Source organism: Solibacillus sp. FSL W8-0474 (assembly GCF_038004065.1).
GTDB classification, from domain to species: Bacteria; Bacillota; Bacilli; order Bacillales_A; family Planococcaceae; genus Solibacillus; species Solibacillus faecavium.
Genome location: NZ_JBBOQJ010000001.1, coordinates 849,456 through 867,567 on the forward strand (window position 1 = coordinate 849,456; position 18,112 = coordinate 867,567).

Annotated in this window: 19 protein-coding genes; 11 read left to right on the top strand and 8 right to left on the bottom strand. The window is 37.1% G+C overall.

Annotated features, from left to right (window positions below; all coding sequences use genetic code 11):
• Position 1: 1 nt before the first annotated feature.
• From NYE67_RS04120 to NYE67_RS04150, 7 genes are all read left to right on the top strand, one after another.
• On the top strand, positions 2-2,161 hold the full coding sequence (locus tag NYE67_RS04120; RefSeq protein WP_340729297.1) for an RNA degradosome polyphosphate kinase: 2,160 nt from the start codon (positions 2-4) through the stop codon (positions 2,159-2,161).
• Positions 2,162-2,698: 537 nt separating this feature from the next.
• Positions 2,699-3,466: a 2,4-dienoyl-CoA reductase gene (gene fadH, locus NYE67_RS04125; protein WP_340729298.1), complete on the top strand. Its 768-nt coding sequence runs from the start codon at positions 2,699-2,701 to the stop codon at positions 3,464-3,466.
• A gap of 67 nt (positions 3,467-3,533) precedes the next feature.
• Positions 3,534-3,764, top strand: coding sequence for a short-chain dehydrogenase (locus NYE67_RS04130; RefSeq protein WP_191698569.1), 231 nt, complete (start codon positions 3,534-3,536; stop codon positions 3,762-3,764).
• Between the two features lie 212 nt (positions 3,765-3,976).
• A complete protein-coding gene (gene cbpB, locus NYE67_RS04135) occupies positions 3,977-4,420 on the top strand; it encodes a cyclic-di-AMP-binding protein CbpB (RefSeq protein ID WP_191702227.1) in 444 nt (147 codons plus the stop codon).
• Positions 4,421-4,491: 71 nt separating this feature from the next.
• Positions 4,492-5,397, top strand: coding sequence for a LysR family transcriptional regulator (locus NYE67_RS04140; RefSeq protein WP_191698567.1), 906 nt, complete (start codon positions 4,492-4,494; stop codon positions 5,395-5,397).
• Between the two features lie 74 nt (positions 5,398-5,471).
• On the top strand, positions 5,472-6,185 hold the full coding sequence (gene dapD, locus NYE67_RS04145) for a 2,3,4,5-tetrahydropyridine-2,6-dicarboxylate N-acetyltransferase (RefSeq protein ID WP_340727114.1): 714 nt from the start codon (positions 5,472-5,474) through the stop codon (positions 6,183-6,185).
• Between the two features lie 14 nt (positions 6,186-6,199).
• A complete protein-coding gene (locus tag NYE67_RS04150) occupies positions 6,200-7,318 on the top strand; it encodes an N-acetyldiaminopimelate deacetylase (RefSeq protein ID WP_340727115.1) in 1,119 nt (372 codons plus the stop codon).
• 56 nt (positions 7,319-7,374) lie between these two features.
• Here the strand turns inward: NYE67_RS04150 and NYE67_RS04155 are convergent, their stop codons facing one another.
• Positions 7,375-8,562, bottom strand: a complete 1,188-nt coding sequence (locus NYE67_RS04155; protein ID WP_340727116.1) for an MFS transporter — start codon at positions 8,560-8,562, stop codon at positions 7,375-7,377.
• Between the two features lie 176 nt (positions 8,563-8,738).
• Here NYE67_RS04155 and NYE67_RS04160 point away from each other — a divergent pair, with 176 nt between their 5' ends.
• Positions 8,739-9,200 (top strand): 8-oxo-dGTP diphosphatase, encoded by a 462-nt coding sequence (locus NYE67_RS04160; RefSeq protein WP_340729299.1) that lies wholly within the window; start codon positions 8,739-8,741, stop codon positions 9,198-9,200.
• 59 nt (positions 9,201-9,259) lie between these two features.
• On the opposite strand, the gene NYE67_RS04165 is transcribed toward NYE67_RS04160, so the two are convergent.
• From NYE67_RS04165 to NYE67_RS04185, 5 genes are read right to left on the bottom strand one after another with little or no spacing between them, the layout of a single operon-like run.
• Positions 9,260-10,333 (bottom strand): ABC transporter substrate-binding protein, encoded by a 1,074-nt coding sequence (locus NYE67_RS04165; protein WP_340727118.1) that lies wholly within the window; start codon positions 10,331-10,333, stop codon positions 9,260-9,262.
• The gene (locus tag NYE67_RS04170) at positions 10,330-11,130 is read right to left on the bottom strand and encodes an ABC transporter permease (protein WP_340729300.1); all 801 of its coding nucleotides are present in this window, start codon (positions 11,128-11,130) and stop codon (positions 10,330-10,332) included. Before NYE67_RS04170 ends, NYE67_RS04165 begins: the two co-directional genes overlap by 4 nt.
• The gene (locus NYE67_RS04175; RefSeq protein WP_191698561.1) at positions 11,130-11,933 is read right to left on the bottom strand and encodes an ABC transporter permease; all 804 of its coding nucleotides are present in this window, start codon (positions 11,931-11,933) and stop codon (positions 11,130-11,132) included. Before NYE67_RS04175 ends, NYE67_RS04170 begins: the two co-directional genes overlap by 1 nt.
• Complete coding sequence (locus NYE67_RS04180) at positions 11,926-13,026, bottom strand: ABC transporter ATP-binding protein (RefSeq protein WP_340729301.1); 1,101 nt, start codon at positions 13,024-13,026, stop codon at positions 11,926-11,928. The genes NYE67_RS04175 and NYE67_RS04180 overlap by 8 nt, the downstream gene beginning before the upstream one ends.
• A 17-nt stretch (positions 13,027-13,043) precedes the next feature.
• The gene (locus NYE67_RS04185; protein WP_340727119.1) at positions 13,044-13,586 is read right to left on the bottom strand and encodes a helix-turn-helix domain-containing protein; all 543 of its coding nucleotides are present in this window, start codon (positions 13,584-13,586) and stop codon (positions 13,044-13,046) included.
• Positions 13,587-13,731: 145 nt separating this feature from the next.
• On the opposite strand from NYE67_RS04185, the gene NYE67_RS04190 reads away from it, so the two are divergent.
• Together NYE67_RS04190 and NYE67_RS04195 are read left to right on the top strand one after the other, a co-directional pair.
• Complete coding sequence (locus tag NYE67_RS04190; RefSeq protein ID WP_340729302.1) at positions 13,732-14,247, top strand: TlpA family protein disulfide reductase; 516 nt, start codon at positions 13,732-13,734, stop codon at positions 14,245-14,247.
• 60 nt (positions 14,248-14,307) lie between these two features.
• Positions 14,308-14,970, top strand: a complete 663-nt coding sequence (locus NYE67_RS04195) for a potassium channel family protein (RefSeq protein ID WP_191698557.1) — start codon at positions 14,308-14,310, stop codon at positions 14,968-14,970.
• Between the two features lie 98 nt (positions 14,971-15,068).
• Here NYE67_RS04195 and rnjA read toward each other — a convergent pair whose 3' ends face one another.
• Both rnjA and NYE67_RS04205 read right to left on the bottom strand, forming a co-directional pair.
• Positions 15,069-16,736: a ribonuclease J1 gene (gene rnjA / locus NYE67_RS04200; protein WP_191698556.1), complete on the bottom strand. Its 1,668-nt coding sequence runs from the start codon at positions 16,734-16,736 to the stop codon at positions 15,069-15,071.
• Between the two features lie 5 nt (positions 16,737-16,741).
• The gene (locus NYE67_RS04205) at positions 16,742-16,951 is read right to left on the bottom strand and encodes a DNA-dependent RNA polymerase subunit epsilon (RefSeq protein ID WP_008403475.1); all 210 of its coding nucleotides are present in this window, start codon (positions 16,949-16,951) and stop codon (positions 16,742-16,744) included.
• Positions 16,952-17,288: 337 nt separating this feature from the next.
• Here NYE67_RS04205 and NYE67_RS04210 point away from each other — a divergent pair, with 337 nt between their 5' ends.
• Positions 17,289-18,059 carry a Cof-type HAD-IIB family hydrolase gene (locus NYE67_RS04210; RefSeq protein WP_340729303.1) on the top strand — a complete coding sequence of 257 codons (771 nt, stop codon included), beginning with the start codon at positions 17,289-17,291 and terminating at the stop codon, positions 18,057-18,059.
• Positions 18,060-18,112: the final 53 nt, after the last annotated feature.

The following is an 18,112-nucleotide window of genomic DNA, read 5'->3' on the forward strand; positions in this document are numbered from 1 at the left end:
AATGACAAGAAATATTGAAGCGGATTCCTTTTTCGAAGAGAATAATGAGGAACTGAATGCTCGAATTCATATTCTTGAGGAGATTGCGAAACCACAATATTATAATAATCGTGAATTGAGTTGGCTGGCATTTAATGAGCGTGTTCTGGAAGAAGCGGAAGATAATAATAATCCGTTATTAGAGCGACTGAAATTTTTGGCAATATTTAGTTCGAATCTGGATGAGTTTTTTATGGTTCGCGTAGCAGGGCTGCAAGATCAAATTCGTGCAGGATTCCACAAACCTGAAAATAAATCAGGGTTGACACCGAAAGAGCAACTTGTAAAAATCGCTGAACGTACACAAGCATTAGTGCGCCGTCAAACTGAAGTTTATCGCCATTTAGTATATGGATTATTGCCGAAAGAAAATGTGCATATTCGCGATTTGAAGTTATTGAACCCCGAGCAGAAAAACTTCGTGAATGAATTATTCGAAGAAACGATTTTTCCGGTTTTAACACCGGTTGCGGTCGATGCCTATCGTCCATTTCCAACTTTGTTAGGACGTACGCTTAACTTACTTGTCCGGTTGGAAAATAACATCCCGGACCCTGAAAATATGGATAGAGTGGCAATAGTACAGGTTCCTTCTGTATTGGACCGTTTTATTAAAGTACCTTCAATGGGGAATGAAACGGTATTCGTATTATTGGAGGATGTAATATCCAACAATATAAACCGTTTATTTTTCGGTTATAAAGTAAAATCGACTCAAGCTTTTCGTTTAACAAGAAATGCTGATTTAACGATTCATGAGGAAGGCGCACAGGATCTTTTAGTAGAAATTGAAAAAGAGCTGAAAAAGCGTAAATGGGGTGTTGGTTCTCGGTTGGAAGTGCGTGATGGTGAGATGAATGATGATGTTCTGGAATATTTATTGGATGAGTTTGAAATTGAGGAATCCGATGTATTTAAAATTGATGGACCGCTTGATCTAACAGCCATGTTTGCTTTTGTAAAAGCAATTTCGGTAGGCAGGGAGCATTTAGAATATGAAAGCTTTATTCCACAGCCACCCCAAGATCTACAATCAGATGAAAATATTTATGAAAAAGCATTAACGCAGGATTTATTTTTCCATCACCCATTCGAATCATTTGCACCTATTGTCGACTTTATCTCTGAAGCGGCTGAAGATCCGAGTGTGTTAGCAATTAAGCAAACGTTATACCGAGTTAGCGGAAATTCGCCAATTATACAAGCATTAAAACAAGCCGCAGAAAATGGTAAGCAAGTGACCGTGCTGGTGGAGCTTAAGGCCCGCTTTGATGAAGAAAACAATGTACATTGGGCAAAGCAGCTGGAGCAGGCTGGCTGTCTCGTAATTTACGGTATGAATAACTTGAAAACACATTCCAAAATTACACTTGTCGTGCGTCGTAGACAAGGAAAGATTGAGCGTTTCGTCCATTTAGGGACGGGAAATTATAATGATGCAACAGCGAAAATCTATACAGATATGGGCATCATTACATCAAATAAAGAATTCGGCATTGATGCAACTAACTTCTTTAACTATTTAAGTGGTTATACGAGTAAACCAAAATTTAATCATATTGTCGTTGCTCCTTTTGATATCCGCGATGAGTTCCTGAATTTAATCGAAAGGGAAATTGCATTACATAAACAGCACGGCAATGGCTTTATCCGAGCAAAAATGAATTCTTTAACCGATAAGGAATTAATGATGAAACTTTATGAGGCATCAATTGCAGGGGTGAAAATCGAACTTATTATCCGAGGGATTTGCTGTATTAGACCTGGCATTCCCGGGATTTCGGAAAATATAACCGTGTTAAGTATTGTAGGGCGATTCCTTGAGCATTCACGAATTTTCTGGTTCCATCACAATGGAGAGGATAATATATATTTATCGTCTGCTGATATGATGACTAGGAATATGATTAAGCGTGTAGAAATACTATTCCCGATATATTCCGATGAAATTAAAGAACGTATCCAACGCATTATGCTTACACAAATAGAGGATAATCAAAAGGCAAGAATCCAAGACTCGAATGGTAATTACCATTATAAAGAAGATCATAATAGTGAACTTCGCATTAATAGTCAGGAAATCTTTTTAATCGAATCGCTTGGTACGATTGTTGAGGAATAAACAAAGTGAAACTACTATGGATAAAAAAATTCATAGTAGTTTTAGATTGTCGACAAAAGGTCTCGAGAGGCCTTTTGTCTTTTTATTATAAATTTTTACTAGATGCTTAGCAGGAATAAGTTGTTCATGGATTGATTTGAATTGATTACTAGTCATCGTAGATATCGTATCTCACTTTATTTATAGCGATAAATAAGTTGATTGAAGTGGAGGGACCGTGACTCCACCGGGAATAAGCCCGCGCGGAAGATCCACTAAATTGTGCCTGCCGTTGTAGGCTCAATTTAGTTAGCTGGAGCCGTGCCCGGGGAAAGCATCGGTCCCGGAATGGAAATCAACGGTTTTCATTAGTTAACTTTATTTTAATTAAAAAGACTGTAGGCAATCCCGAATTTCTTCGAGTTTATCTATAGTATGAAACTAGAAGAATATCGCATGAAACAGAAATATTCATATTTTAGTAGGTATTTACACTCCACTGTAGTAAAATATAAATATGAATGGTTGTTCATTTTATATGCAAAGGGGATGTATGGAATGCTACAAAATAAGACAATTATTATTACAGGTGGATCTAGCGGGATGGGACTTGGCATGGCGAAGCAATTCGTGAAAGAAGGTGCCAACATAGTGATTACCGGACGCGATATAGAACGCCTTGAAAATGCAAAGAAAGAAATATTAGCATTTGGTTCTACTATTGAGGTATTTCAAATGGATGTCCGTGAACCAGAGCATGCTCAGGCAATGGTCGCTTTTGCTGTTGAAAAATTTGGACAAGTAGACGGCTTAGTCAATAATGCTGCGGGGAACTTTATAGTGCACGCTGAAAAATTATCGCCAAATGGTTGGAAAGCGGTTATTGATATTGTTTTAAATGGTACATTTTATTGTTCATCAGCAGTAGGACGTTACTGGATTGAAAACGGTATTAAAGGTTCCATTCTAAATATGGTTGCAACATATGCTTGGGGTGCAGGCGCAGGAGTTGTTCATTCTGCTGCTGCCAAAGCGGGTGTATTATCAATGACGCGTTCACTAGCTGTTGAATGGGGAGGACAATATGGTATTCGGGTGAATGCAATTGCTCCAGGTCCAATTGAGCGTACAGGTGGAGCAGATAAATTATGGGAATCAGAGGAACAGGCAAAACGTACAATTAATTCTGTACCATTAAAACGACTTGGTACACCAGAAGAAATTGCGGATTTAGCGACATTTATGCTATCTGATAAAGCAAGTTATTTAAATGGTGAGTGCATCACATTGGACGGTGGTCAATGGCTGAATCAACATCCATTCTAAAAAGTATAGTCTGCCATTAATTGCTACATACTATTGCTAATCGTAGAAGGAGGCGATCGCGATAGGTATGTGGCTATATCCAACGATTTTCGTTGTGTTTCTTCTTAGTTTTATTGGCTACTATTTGACGGTTCGTGTTGGTCACAATATAGAAGATAGCGGGGAGGAACGGGATTCCGAAGTGCCTGAAGAAATTCAGGAGCACCCATTTTTACTTAATCCGATTATTTTATCCTATGTTGTTTTTGGAGCATTTACCGGAATTATTATTTTCTATTATTGGGCAAGAGGATACTGACTTTTATGCATAATGAGACGTTTTTACTCGTCTTATTATGCTTTTTCTTTTTTTGAATAGGCACCTTTCTTAGTAATAAAGTTGATTGGTATGGTATTATAAGTATGAGAGAAGTTGTTTTGTCATAGGGCAAAACATACGAATGACGGTAGTGGTTTTAGGTTATTGACTATGGGCTACTTGTTATTAGCGGGAAAAAGGAGTAGAATGTCATGATTTCAACGAACAACAGAGCTTTACTAGATATGCCTATTAAAGACTTTATTATTTCATCTGAGAAGGTAGCACATGTACAAAGTGGCAATAGCGCTGAACATGCATTATTAGTATTAACGAAAACCGGATATTCTTCCATTCCAGTATTAGACGTAAAGTATCGTTTAAAAGGATTATTAAGTACAAAAATGATTACAGAGTCGATTTTAGGATTAGAGCGAATTGAATATGATAAATTGGCCGATATTCGTGTCGATGAAGTAATGAATCAAGAAGTAGTGTATTTAAAAGTTTCCGATACGTTCCAACGTGCCCTTGATTTAGTCATAAACCATGCCTTTTTATGTGTTGTCGATGACGAAGGCACATTTGTCGGTATAATGACACGCAGAATTATTTTAAAACAATTAAAAAAATATATTTATCAACATAACGCTTAATTAGGAAATCGGCAAAGTCCAAATGGATTTTGTCGATTTTTTAATCGAATAGACGGAAAGGGAGAATAGCAATGACAGCTACGGAAGCCGAAATAATTAAAGTACTGGCAGAAGAGAGAAACATGCGAAAAGCGGCAGAGCGGCTTTTTTTAACACAACCTGCTTTATCGCAAAGGTTACAGTCAATTGAAAAAGAATGGGGTGCCCAACTTTTTATACGTTCCCAAAAAGGGCTGACACCAACGCCTGCGGGAGAGCTTGTAATTCAATATTCGAGTGAAATGATTATAAAGCGGGAAGATATTTTTGAAACAATCCAAGCATTGAATTCAAAGGTTCATGGTACATTAAAAATTGCCTGTGCCTCGATTGTAGGGCAAAATTGGTTACCAAAAGTGTTGAAGGACTATGTAACCAAATATCCTGATACGAAAATCTCGCTCATGACTGGCTGGAGTTCTGAAATTGTAAAAGCACTTTATGATGGAGAAGCGCATATCGGTATTGTCCGTGGTCAATCGGAATGGAAAGGAAAAAAGATTCACTTATTTCGGGATACAATGTATTTAGTAGATAAAGAAATTAAAGATATGGAAGATATTATTACATCCGACAGACCTTTTATTCAGTTTAAAAGTGATTCAAACTATTATCAGGAAATTCAGCAATGGTGGCAGCGTCATTTTAACTATAATCCAAAGCATCAAATTATCGTGGATCAAATCGAAACATGTAAGCAAATGGCATTGAACGGTATTGGTTATGCGATTTTACCTTCTATTACGTTAAACGGTGAGGAGAATGTCCATAAAATCTCTTTAACAAATAATGAGAAGGATGATGGATTAGGTTTAACGCGGGATACATGGCTTATAGGCTACGAATCAACATTTGAACTCCGTCAAGTGCAGGCATTTGTCGACGTCGTACAAGATCATGCACGTTGTCTTTATGATTATTCAAAAGAAACCAATTAAAAAAGTTTTAATTTGGCTGAAAATTTAGTACAATTAGTCATGTTAAAAATACTAACATGCAGTGAGGTGTCCAAATGGAAAAGTTAAATGCACAACAAATTATTGATTTTATTTCACAATCAAAAAAGGTTACACCAGTGAAGGTATATGTGAAGGGTAATGGTGTTGCAGATTTATCATATGGTGAACAAAGTAAAGTTTTCGGAGAAGGAAATCATGCAGTAGTATTTGGTGAATGGTCAGAAATAGAGGCTTCATTAAAAGAGCATGCTCAACACATTGAAGATTATGTTATAGAAAATGATCGCCGTCATTCAGGTGTACCACTTTTAGATTTAAAACATGTAAACGCACGTATTGAACCAGGTGCTATTATTCGCGATCAAGTAACAATTGGGGATAATGCAGTTATTATGATGGGTGCGATTATTAATATTGGTGCTGAAATCGGTGCGAAAACAATGATAGATATGGGTGTTGTATTAGGTGGTCGCGCAACAGTCGGAGATAACTGCCATATTGGTGCTGGATCAGTACTAGCCGGTGTTGTGGAGCCACCTAGTGCTTTACCGGTTGTAGTGGAAGATGATGTAGTAATTGGTGCAAACGCCGTAGTGTTAGAAGGTGTGCGTATTGGTAAGGGTGCAGTTGTAGCAGCCGGTGCAATCGTCATTAAAGATGTAGAACCATTTACAGTCGTGGCAGGCGTTCCTGCGCGTGAAATTAAGAAATTAGATGAAAAAACGAAATCAAAAACAGAAATTATTGATTCTTTAAGACAGTTATAAGAAGGTAGGTTATTATGAGCCATCTCATTGATATAAGACGGGACCTACATAAAATTCCGGAAATAGGGTTTAAAGAATTCAAAACCCAAAGCTATTTATTGCAGTTCATTTCAAACTTGGATCAACAATATCTGGAAATCTCAACTTGGAAGACTGGTATAGTCGTTTATATAAAAGGGACGAATCCAACAAAACTAATCGGTTGGCGAACAGATATTGATGGACTCCCAGTGCAGGAAGAAACGGGCTTACCATTTTCGTCTGAGTTTGAAGGGTATATGCATGCTTGTGGACATGATTGTCATATGGCAATTGCGCTTGGTTTAGTTGAAGCTTTCTCCAAACAGCCTCCAATTCAGAATGTCGTAATTTATTTTCAGCCGGCTGAGGAAGGACCAGGGGGAGCAGAACCGATGCTTGAGTGGTTAAAAGCAGAACAACCACAGCTTGTTGCCGATGAAATATATGCACTGCATATTGCTCCTGAATATCCTGTTGGAACAATTGCGACTAAGCCTGGACTACTGTTTGCGAATACGTCAGAGCTATTTATCGATTTAAAAGGTATTGGCGGGCATGCAGCTTATCCACATAAGACAAGGGATATGACCATTGCAGCGGCGAATTTACTTTTGCAGCTTCAAACAGTTATTAGCCGTAATGTCGACCCGATGGATAGTGCAGTTATTACCGTAGGGAAAATGACAGCCGGTACAGTACAGAATGTAATTGCTGAAAATGCGCGGTTGGAAGGTACGATCAGAACGTTGAATGCAGATGCTATGGCAGAAGTGAAACGACGTATTGAGGCGATTTGTGCAGGTATAGAAGCAGCATTCGAATGTACTGTTTCGATTGATTACGGCTCGATGTATTATGAAGTAAACAATGATGCAGACTGTGCGAACGCACTGTTGCAGTTTGCCGAACAATTCGATGGTGCAATAGCATATGAATGTCCTGCAGCAATGACAGGTGAGGACTTTGGTTATTTTATAAAGGATATACCTGGTGCAATGTTTTGGACAGGAGCAGCTTCATCGTATGGTCTTCATCATGCGAAGATGGTACCAGATGAATTATTAATTCCGCTTAATTGTCAATTTGTAGAGCAATTTTTGAGACAACGTTAATAGTTTAATAAAGTAAAAGGGATGCCAGGACTTTTCCTGGTCATCCCTTTTTCAATTTATGAGGAGGCTTTCAGCAAATGCGGAGCTTTTTTTGCTGTCCACAAATAGGCGAGCATGAAGCAACCAATTAAAACGATTGCCCCTAAAATATAAGGAGAATCACGATTCCAGTCGAAAAGAACGCCCGCAAGTGCAGGTCCAAACATATTGCCTAGACTCATGTACGCGTTATTCATACCAGCTGCAAACCCTTGTTCATTGCCTGCAAGTTTTGAAATGAGCGTATTAACGGCTGGGCGTATAAAGGTTGTAGCGATTGAGAATAAGGTAGCAACAACTAAAATAATGAAGAAACCACTAATATAAATAAACAGCAGCATAGTCACTGCGGCCAGGAGCAAGTTTACTAAAATAACTTTTACTTCCCCGAAACGCTTAAATAATTTGTTAACAACATACATTTGCAATACAACACCTGCAAAGCCGCCAACAGTTAATATTATCGCAATTTCACTAGGTGTATAGCCAAACTTATTATCTAAATACAGTGTTAAGGTCGCTTGGAAATTTGATATTCCAAAGCTAAATGTAAAAACGACTATTAAAAAGACGAAATAGGAGGTCTTTACTGATTTAACTAATTGCTTTGATAAGTTTTCTCTTGGAGCTAAAACAGCATGGGTATTTTTAATGTTTGGTAAATATACAGCTGATAAAGTGGCTGCAATAAATGCAACAACCCCCGCTAAGAAAAATGGAAACGTTAAATTTACATTTGATAAAAATCCACCAATACCAGGTCCAATCATAAAGCCTAAAGACATGGCTGCTCCAATCATGCCCATTCCTTTTCCACGTTCTTCGTGGGTTGTAATATCAGCTACAAAGGCCATAATCGGAGGCATAATAAACGCCGCGCCGGCACCACTTAAAAAGCGGGATAAAAACAGTACCCATACTTCAGTGGCAAGTCCAAATAGAATTTGAGCGCAGCCATAGACGATTAATCCGCCTATGATAAACATTTTTCGTCCATGCCGATCCGATAAATCCCCAGCAATCGGAGAGAGTAGAAATTGGGCAAGTGCAAATCCTGCAATTAAAAATCCAAGGACTTGTCCGCCAACACCGAATAATTGCAAATAAGCCGGCATAACAGGGACAATAATGCCAATCCCACCCATTGTAATAAACATATTAAACATTAATAAATAAAGTGCCAATTTATTAGATTGTTGCGTCATATAATGCCAGCCTTCCATTAAAATATTTCGGTTGCAGAAATATATATTTCCAATAGCATACCATATTGTACAAACTTTCACGATAAATTACATCATTCCTTTGAAGGAATTTATATATTGAAAGTTAAAAAGAATATTGCCAAAATGTAGATAGATAATGAAGAGAGGTTGTTTATATGAATTATAAATTTTGGACAGTAGTAATGATACAAAAAGATGATAAAGTATTATTGCTCAATCGTCAGCATGATCATTTTAAAGGCTACATACCACCGGGGGGCAAAATAAACTTTCCAGAAGGATTTGCACAAGGAGCAATCCGTGAAGTGAAAGAGGAGACAGGTCTGGATGTACTTTCCTTAACATTTAAAGGCATTTCCCATTATACAAATGAAGTGAAAAAAGATCATTTTATTATTTATAATTATTGGACGGATGACTTTACAGGGGAGCTGCTCACAAATTGTGATGAAGGAACGTTGGAATGGGTGAAAATTCGTGAAGCAAAAAACTACCCTATGCAGGAAGATATACAGGTTCGTTTCGATTACTTTTTCGAACCAGGAACTTTTGAGATTCATATGATTTGGGATGAAGAAAATGATTGTCTAGATAAAAGGATTATACATAAGTTATAAAAATAGGGCAGCCGAAAAGTCAGAAAAAAATCGACTTTTAAGGCTGCCCTTAATTTTTATTAAAAACTCATCTTAAATTCCAAGAAATATTCATTATATTTTCCGAGCCATTCAAGGCCTAGGTTTTCATATACTTCCAACTTTTCACGTTGATCATGTGAAGGGTAGAAGCGTTCATCACTAACCACTTCTTCATCCAATAGGTCCCAAGCTGCTTCATTTGGTGTTGAATAGCCAACATAGTCAGCATTTTGGGCAGCATTTTCTGCATCTAGCATAAAGTTAATGAATTTATGTGCACCCTCAATATTTCTTGAAGTTTTAGGGATAACCATATTATCAAACCATAAGTTGGAACCTTCCTGTGGAACAGCGAATTCCAATTCTTCATTTTCCCACATCATATCAGCAGCTTGGCCCGAGAAGGTAAGTGCTACTGCGGCTTCGTTATTAATCATAAGTGGTGTAATTTCATCACCAATGATTGCTTTAATGTTTGGTGAAAGCTTAATTAAATTATCTGTTGCTTCACGCAGTAATGCATCATCTTTCACATTAAGGGAGTGACCGATTGAGTTAAGCCCCATACCGATTACTTCCCTTGATCCATCCACTAGGAAAATCTTTCTTTTCAGTGAAGGGTCCCATAGGTCATCCCAAGATTCGAATGTTAAATGGTCTTCAATTAAATTAGGATTATATACAACTCCAACCGTTCCCCAGAAATAAGGGATCGAATATTCATTAGCTGGATCAAACGGTAAATCTAAAAAGTCTTCGTTAATATTTTGTAAATTCGGTACTAAACTATGATCGATTGGAATTAGTAATCCATCTTCCTTCATCGATTCAATTGTATACTCAGAAGGAACTGCAATATCATATGCAGAGCCTCCTTGCTGTACTTTTGTTAACATCGCTTCATTTGAATCAAATGTTTCATATGTTACTTTAATACCTGTTTCTTCTTCAAATTTATCGATTAACTCTGGATCGATATATTCGCCCCAGTTAAAGACTGTTAATGTGTCCTTGCTTCCAGCAGATCCAGCAGACTGCATCCGGTCCACTGCTACAAACAGAAGGGCACAGGCAATGACAATAGCAACTGTTGCTTGAATTAAGTCTCTCATTGATGTCCCCCCGTTGCTATTGATTTTGAACGTTTATTAATGAAGTAATACCCGATAACGATTAGTACTGTTACGGCAAATACTAATCCTGAAATAGCATTGATTGTTAAAGAAATTCCGGCGCGGGCCATTGAGTAGATTTCTACCGACAATGTACTAAACCCGTTACCTGTAACGAAGAAAGTGACTGCAAAATCATCAAGTGAATATGTTAAAGCCATAAAAAATCCTGCGAAAATACCAGGAGATATATACGGCAAAATAACGCGCATTAATACATCACGTTTTGTCGCACCTAAATCTCTTGCGGCATCAATTAATGAAGTATTCATTTCAAGCAATTTTGGTAAAATCATGAGCACTACAATCGGTACACTAAATGCAACATGCGATACTAGTACAGAGGCAAACCCTAACTTTACACCAATCATCGTAAATAAAATAAGGAAGCTTGCACCGATTACAACATCCGGTGAAACGATAAGGACATTATTTAATGAAAGCAATGTATTACGCATTTTTTTATCCTTTATTGAAATAATGCCAATAGCGCCCAATGTCCCGATTATTGTTGCGATCAGGCCTGATAAAAGGGCAACGAGCACTGTATTAAGTAGAATAATGATTAATCTTGAATCCTCAAATACTGCTGCGTAATGCTCCAGTGTGAACGATTCGAAATTATTCATACTGCCACCACTATTGAATGAGTAAAAAATTAAATAAAATATCGGAGCATAAAGGACCGCGAATACGAAAATTAAATAAATTTTCGACATAGATGATAATTTTTTCATTAAACGCGTCCTCCTTTAGATTTTTGTCTAGTAAATAACATTGTAAGAACCATAAATAGAATTAAGAATACGGCAATTGTAGAACCCATTCCCCAGTTTTGAGATACAAGGAATTGTTGTTCAATGGCAGTACCTAAAGTAATGACTTGGTTTCCGGCGATTAAACGTGTGATCATGAATAAAGATAAAGCTGGGATAAAGGTAACCTGAATACCTGATTTTACGCCATCAATAGTTAATGGGAAAATAACTCGGCGGAAGGTTGTCCAGCTGGATGCACCTAAATCACGTGCAGCATAGATTAAAGATGGATTCATTTTGTCTAAAGAATTGAAAATCGGAATTATCATAAATGGAATGAAAATATATACCGATACGAAAACAAAACTAAAGTCTGTAAATAAAATTTGCTTTGGATTAAAACCAAACACTTCAATCATTGCATTAATTGGGCCGTATAAACCAAAAATACCGATGAATGCATAAGTTTTTAAGAGCAGGTTAATCCAAGATGGAATGATAATGAGCATAAGCCATAATTGCTTATGTTTCGTTTTTGTTAATAAGTAGGCAGTAGGGTAGGCAAATAACAACGTAAATAGCGTAATCAGAAATGCATACCAGAAGCTGCTCAATGTCATTTTTAAATAAACTGGTGTAAAGAATTTTGCGTAGTTGGTTAAAGTGAAGTTACCATTCAAATCAAGAACAGAATAATAAACGATTAACGCAATTGGTGCAATAACGAATAATAAAATCCAAAAAATATAGGGAATTAACGGGCCTTTTGCTGTCTTATTCATAGTCTTCGTCCCCATAAGCTTCCAAACGTTTGTCGAAGTCCGCTTCTGTCTCATTTAATCTCATAACGTGAATAGCTTCAGGATCAAAGTCCAATCCAATTTCTGCTCCAACATCTGCTTTTTTCAATGAGTGGACTAACCATTCATTTCCGTCTTGATCATACGTTGATAATTCGTAATGAACACCTCGGAATAATTGAGTATCAACAGTAACAATTAACTTGCCGTTTTCCGGTGTTGTGATTTCCAAATCTTCCGGACGAATAACAACGTCAATTTTTTCATTTGGCTTCATGCCACCGTCTACACACTCAAATTCTTTTCCAGCGAATCGAACTTTGTAGTCTTCAATCATTAATCCGTCTACAATGTTTGACTCTCCGATAAAGTCTGCTACAAAACGGTTAATTGGCTCATCATATATATCCACTGGAGTTCCTGATTGTTTAATTTCCCCATTAGAAAGAACAAAAATTTCATCACTCATTGCCAAAGCTTCTTCTTGGTCGTGTGTAACAAAAATGAACGTTTTGCCTAATCGTTGCTGTAATTCACGTAACTCATACTGCATTTCTGTACGTAATTTTAAATCGAGTGCTGATAATGGCTCATCCAATAAAATAACTTCCGGATCATTAACGATAGCACGTGCAATTGCGACACGTTGACGTTGACCACCGGACATTTCTGAAATTTCACGGTTGCCATAGCCTGCTAAATTGACGAATTTTAATGCCTCTTGCACGCGGTCATTTATTTCGGCTTCTTTCACTTTTTTAATACGTAAGCCAAATGCCACATTTTCAAACACATTTAAGTGAGGGAAAAGCGCGTAATCCTGGAATACAGTATTTACTTGGCGTTCATTTGCCGGTACATCATTCATACGTTTTCCATTAAAAAATACATCACCTGTTGAAGCATCAGTAAAACCAGCAATAATACGTAAAATAGTTGTTTTACCACATCCGGATGGACCTAGTAATGTGTAGAATTTCCCCCGCTCTAGTTCGAAGTTAATATTTTTTAAGACAACTGTACCGTCATCATATGATTTTGTAACATTTTCAAAGCGAATAATCGTGTTATCCATTTAAGTAGCCTCCTGATTTATAAGTAAGATTGAGTTGCGACAAGGAGTAACTTTGTTATTCCATTATGCGCATTAAAAATTTGATGGTTGGAAGATGCTTCATAATAAACAGCATTTCCTTCACTTGCGATATATTCCTCGTTTCCGAGGACAACACGGATTCGCCCTTTAACTACATAAATGAAAGTTTCCGCCAATGACGGTTCGAATGCTTTAAATTCCGCATTCTTATGGAGAGTAATAAATACCGGTTCCATCTCTTTTTCATTTGAAGTAGGAATGAGCCATTCAATTTCATACTTTTTATCATGATCAGTAAAACTGGTTTGATCATCTTTTGTAAATACAATTTTTTCGTTTTTCTGTTCATCATCAAAAAAGTCCCGTGGTGAACACCCGAGAACTTCCAATAAGTTGAATAATGTTTCAATTGAAGGTGAATTTAAATCTCGCTCTAATTGAGATATATAGCCTTTCGTTAAATCAGTGCGCTCTCCAAGTTCTTCCTGGGTCAGTCCTTTTTTTATGCGTAACGCTTTAATTTTCGTACCGATTTGCATCAAGTCACGCTCCTTATACAATAACCAATTTTTGTTTACATATGATAAACATCCAGTAAGGAAGTTTACTATTACAAAACTTTTAGTTTACGAAAATAATAATAATTATACATAATATACGGGGATTTTCAAGTATATTTGTGAAATGAAAGATATTATTTTTTTAGTTACTGGACATTTGTTCGGTACAGAAAAAAACTCCTGTACATATGTTACAGCGAGGAGGATGCGATTGAGAATTCGGACAATAATGCCTTCGCTAAGCGGGGCAACAAAAGTTATTAATAAAAAACATATGAAAGAGCTATCGGATATGCCAACATTAATTTATTTTTGGGCAATGAGTTGTTCGCAATGTGAACAATCCATAGAGAAATTGAATGTTATTGGTAATATTTTCAATGACCGATTAAATATTCAAGCGATTCATATGCCTAGGGAAGAGCTCGACTTTTCTTCTGAATTAGTAAGACGAAAAGTAAAGGAATTAGGTATAAATTATCCTATTCACCTAGATAATGAACTTATCATTAGCGATAGGTTTGGAAATAAAATTGTACCTGCCTACTATTTATTCGATCAACAACAGAAATTACGCTTCTATCACGCTGGAGCTCTAGCGACTAAATCCCTGCAAGGAAAAATTGAGCGAATTATTTAATGACAATATACATTTTTATAAGTTAAAATGAATGGCAACTGGATGTTCGGAGGAGATACAATGAAAAAAGAATTTGTAGTAATAGGGCTAGGGCGCTTTGGAGGAAGTATCGTACGCGAGTTGGTTAAACAAGGAGCGAATGTAATGGCAATTGATACAGATAGTGAACGTGTCGATGAATTTGCCCGTATTGCCACTCAAGCGGTAGTAGCTGATACGACAGAGGAAGAAACAATTAAATCACTAGGGCTCTGGAACTTCGAACATGTTATTGTCGCAATTGGGGAAGATATCCAATCGAGCATTTTAACAACCCTTATTTTAAAAGAACTAGGTGTTCCGCAAATTACAGTAAAAGCACAAAATGATTACCATGAAAAAGTATTGCTTAAAATTGGAGCAGATTTTGTTGTGCATCCAGAACGGGATATGGGCATTCGTATTGCAAATAATATGATGTCTAATAGTGTACTTGATTATTTGGAAATCTCCAGTGAGCACTCAATTATGGAAATCAAAGCGAATGAAAAGATTGCAGGTCATTCATTAATTGAACTGGACGTTCGTGCAAAATACGGTGTCAACATTGTTGGCATTACACGTGGAGATGAAATTATGATTTCTCCAGCAGCGACAGAGCGTATTCAATTAGGGGATGTTTTGCTGATGATTGGCGCTGACGTAGACATTAATCGTTTTGTGAAAAAAGTTGTTCAAAAGTAGCCGATGTCTAATATAAAAATAAAATAAAAAATACCCGCTTACTTATTGTAGGCGGGTATTTTTATGGGAAATTACCTAAATGGCTTTACCAATTTTAATTATACTTCCATTATAATTGGTAAAATCATAGGACGACGTTTCGTTTTTTCGTACAAATAAGGACCCAATACGTCCGTAATTTCGTTTTTCAAATCGTTCCATTGTGTATCTTTTTCTTGAATTGTGCTGTTTAAATGATAATTCAACATTTTCTGTGCTTCATTAATCATCATGCCTGATTCACGCATATAAACAAATCCTCGAGAAATAATATCCGGACCTGAAACGATTTTGTTTTTCGCCATATCAACACTTACAACAACGATAACTAAACCTTCCTCAGAAAGGATACGACGATCTCGCAATACAATATTTCCGATATCTCCAATACCATTACCGTCAATATATACATCACCTGAAGGAATGCGGCCGGCAACATGTGCTTCATTTGCACTTAATGCCAATACATCGCCATTTTCCATAAGGAATGAGTTTTCCAGTGGTACTTCACAGGCTTCCGCCAATTCAGTATGGATTTTTAACATACGGTATTCACCGTGAATTGGCATAAAGAATTTTGGTTTCATTAAACGCAGCATTAGTTTTTGTTCTTGCTGTGAGCCGTGACCGGAAGTATGAATATTATTTAATGCACCGTGGATAACTTCTGCACCGGCACGGAATAATAAGTTAATAATTTTGTTTACACTCATCGTATTTCCTGGTACTGGTGAAGAAGAGAATACAACTGTATCACCAGGCTGAATTTGAATTTGACGATGTGTTCCGTTGGCAATACGCGATAAAGCTGCCATTGGCTCACCTTGAGAACCTGTACATAAAATCATTACTTCATTTGCAGGTAAACGATTTAAGCTTTGCACATCAATAAAAGTTTCTTTAGGTGCAGTAATATAGCCTAATTCACGACCGATTGTAATAGCGTTATCCATTGAACGTCCAAAAACGGCAATTTTACGGCCATATTTTACGGCTGCATCTGTCGCTTGCTGCAGGCGATGAATATTCGAAGCGAATGTCGCAAAAATAATACGACCATCAACTTTACGGAAAATTTCATCAATGCTTTTTCCGACTGTACGTTCAGACATTGTAAAGTCAGTTTTTTCTGCATTTGTACTATCTGATAGTAAACAAAGTACACCATCGCGGCCAATTTCGGCCATTTTTGTTAAGTTGGCAGGCTCTCCAACGGGAGTAAAGTCAAACTTAAAGTCACCTGTATGCACGATATTGCCTGGGGGTGTTTTAACTACTACACCATATGCATCGGGTATACTATGTGTCGTACGGAAGAAGCTTACGGCTGTTTTACGGAATTTAATAACATCGTCTTCTTTAAATTCGATTAATTTCGTAGAACGTAATAAACCGTGTTCTTCCAATTTGTTGCGAAGCAGTCCCAATGCAAGCTTTCCGCCATAAACAGGGATATTAACTTGACGAAGTAAATAAGGAATACCGCCAATATGATCTTCGTGGCCATGTGTGATAAATAAGCCTTTAATTTTGTCTACGTTTCGAACTAAGTACGTATAGTCTGGAATTACGTAGTCAATTCCAAGTAAGTCGTCCTCAGGGAATTTAATACCTGCGTCAATTAAAATGATTTCATCTTGGAATTGTACTGCATATGTGTTTTTGCCGATTTCGCCCAGTCCGCCGAGTGCGAATACAGCCGCTTGATCATTCTTAACGAATTTCATAACAATTAAGCGTTCTCCAGACGGAAATTAGGGCTATTTTGTTCGTATTCTAAATAGTTGCCTTCTAGAAGTTGAACAAGTTCGATATTGTAGTTACGGTCTTTTAAATAGTGACGTACTTCACGTTCAGATGACGCCTCTAAATAAAGAGTTTTTGTGTTTTCGCGAACTGGAATCTCAGAAATGTTTTCTTGATAATAAACTTTGTAAATCATAGTTACTCTCCTTTAATTACGAACATTATTACTGCATTTCTAATAAGTAGAAAAATGCATTTCCTTTATATTATCATGGGAGTCCTTTAAAATAAAGAAAAGCCCATCAAATACATGAACATAACAATTGAATAAAAACTAAAAAATGGTACGTCCTTAAATAGGGCGCACCAATCAATGAAGTGTTTAGGCAATTAATTTTTTACCGAGGATGCCTTTTAATCGTTTCCGCCATTTCTGTTTGAGACGTTTTAACATAGGTCATCACTCCTCGCTCTCATTATACTAAATATTCAGATTTCTGTAAAGGGTCTTTGAAAATAAAGGAGAATTTAAGTTGAAAAGATTATTATTTTTTGATGTAGATGGAACACTGTACGATTCAGATAAAAAATTGCCGAATTCCGCAAAAGAAGCGATTTTCAAAGCGCGCGCAAAGGGACATGAAATTGCGATAGCAACTGGTCGTGCCCCATTTATGATAAAAGAGGTTTTGGAGGAACTTGAGATTGATACATATGTGACGTTCAACGGTCAATATGTCGTTTATAAAGGGGAAGTGATTTATACCGACCAAATAGCAAATGAAACGTTATCCGCTATTTTAAAATTCGGTTCACAAAAAAATCATCCATTCGTCTTTCTTAATGAAAAAGAAATGATTGCTTCGGCAGGGGATTATGAGAGTATTGAGCAAAGCTTGGCTACACTTTATTTCCCATACCCGCAAGTCGATGCAAACTATTATTTGCATACGCCGGTGTATCAAACATTAATTTTTATAAATGAACAGGAACAGCCAATTTATGAACAGCAGTTTCCTGAAGTGCAATTCGTCCGTTGGCATCCGCAATCATGCGATATGTTGCCAAAAGGGGGATCGAAAGCGAACGGTATAAAAAAATTGCTGGAGTATACGGGTTATTCAGATGAACAGATCGTTACCTTTGGGGACGGGCTTAATGATATCGAAATGCTATCGGAATTCCCTCACAGTGTGGCAATGGGAAATGGCCATAAAAAGGCGAAGGAAGCAGCGTCAATGATAACAGCGCACGTAGATGAGGACGGTCTGGCTCTGGCGATGGAAAAACTTAAACTAATATAAGGAAAAGAAATTGATTTCGTTCATTCATTTGAAGAAATCCCACGGTATTCACC

Coding starts and splice junctions, on each gene's coding strand:
- NYE67_RS04120 (WP_340729297.1), top strand. CDS start 2: ATGACAAGAAATATTGAAGCGGATTCCTTTTTCGAAGAGAATAATGAG.
- fadH (WP_340729298.1), top strand. CDS start 2,699: ATGCTACAAAATAAGACAATTATTATTACAGGTGGATCTAGCGGGATG.
- NYE67_RS04130 (WP_191698569.1), top strand. CDS start 3,534: ATGTGGCTATATCCAACGATTTTCGTTGTGTTTCTTCTTAGTTTTATT.
- cbpB (WP_191702227.1), top strand. CDS start 3,977: ATGATTTCAACGAACAACAGAGCTTTACTAGATATGCCTATTAAAGAC.
- NYE67_RS04140 (WP_191698567.1), top strand. CDS start 4,492: ATGACAGCTACGGAAGCCGAAATAATTAAAGTACTGGCAGAAGAGAGA.
- dapD (WP_340727114.1), top strand. CDS start 5,472: ATGGAAAAGTTAAATGCACAACAAATTATTGATTTTATTTCACAATCA.
- NYE67_RS04150 (WP_340727115.1), top strand. CDS start 6,200: ATGAGCCATCTCATTGATATAAGACGGGACCTACATAAAATTCCGGAA.
- NYE67_RS04155 (WP_340727116.1), bottom strand. CDS start 8,562: ATGACGCAACAATCTAATAAATTGGCACTTTATTTATTAATGTTTAAT.
- NYE67_RS04160 (WP_340729299.1), top strand. CDS start 8,739: ATGAATTATAAATTTTGGACAGTAGTAATGATACAAAAAGATGATAAA.
- NYE67_RS04165 (WP_340727118.1), bottom strand. CDS start 10,333: ATGAGAGACTTAATTCAAGCAACAGTTGCTATTGTCATTGCCTGTGCC.
- NYE67_RS04170 (WP_340729300.1), bottom strand. CDS start 11,130: ATGAAAAAATTATCATCTATGTCGAAAATTTATTTAATTTTCGTATTC.
- NYE67_RS04175 (WP_191698561.1), bottom strand. CDS start 11,933: ATGAATAAGACAGCAAAAGGCCCGTTAATTCCCTATATTTTTTGGATT.
- NYE67_RS04180 (WP_340729301.1), bottom strand. CDS start 13,026: ATGGATAACACGATTATTCGCTTTGAAAATGTTACAAAATCATATGAT.
- NYE67_RS04185 (WP_340727119.1), bottom strand. CDS start 13,586: ATGCAAATCGGTACGAAAATTAAAGCGTTACGCATAAAAAAAGGACTG.
- NYE67_RS04190 (WP_340729302.1), top strand. CDS start 13,732: ATGAAAGATATTATTTTTTTAGTTACTGGACATTTGTTCGGTACAGAA.
- NYE67_RS04195 (WP_191698557.1), top strand. CDS start 14,308: ATGAAAAAAGAATTTGTAGTAATAGGGCTAGGGCGCTTTGGAGGAAGT.
- rnjA (WP_191698556.1), bottom strand. CDS start 16,736: ATGAAATTCGTTAAGAATGATCAAGCGGCTGTATTCGCACTCGGCGGA.
- NYE67_RS04205 (WP_008403475.1), bottom strand. CDS start 16,951: ATGATTTACAAAGTTTATTATCAAGAAAACATTTCTGAGATTCCAGTT.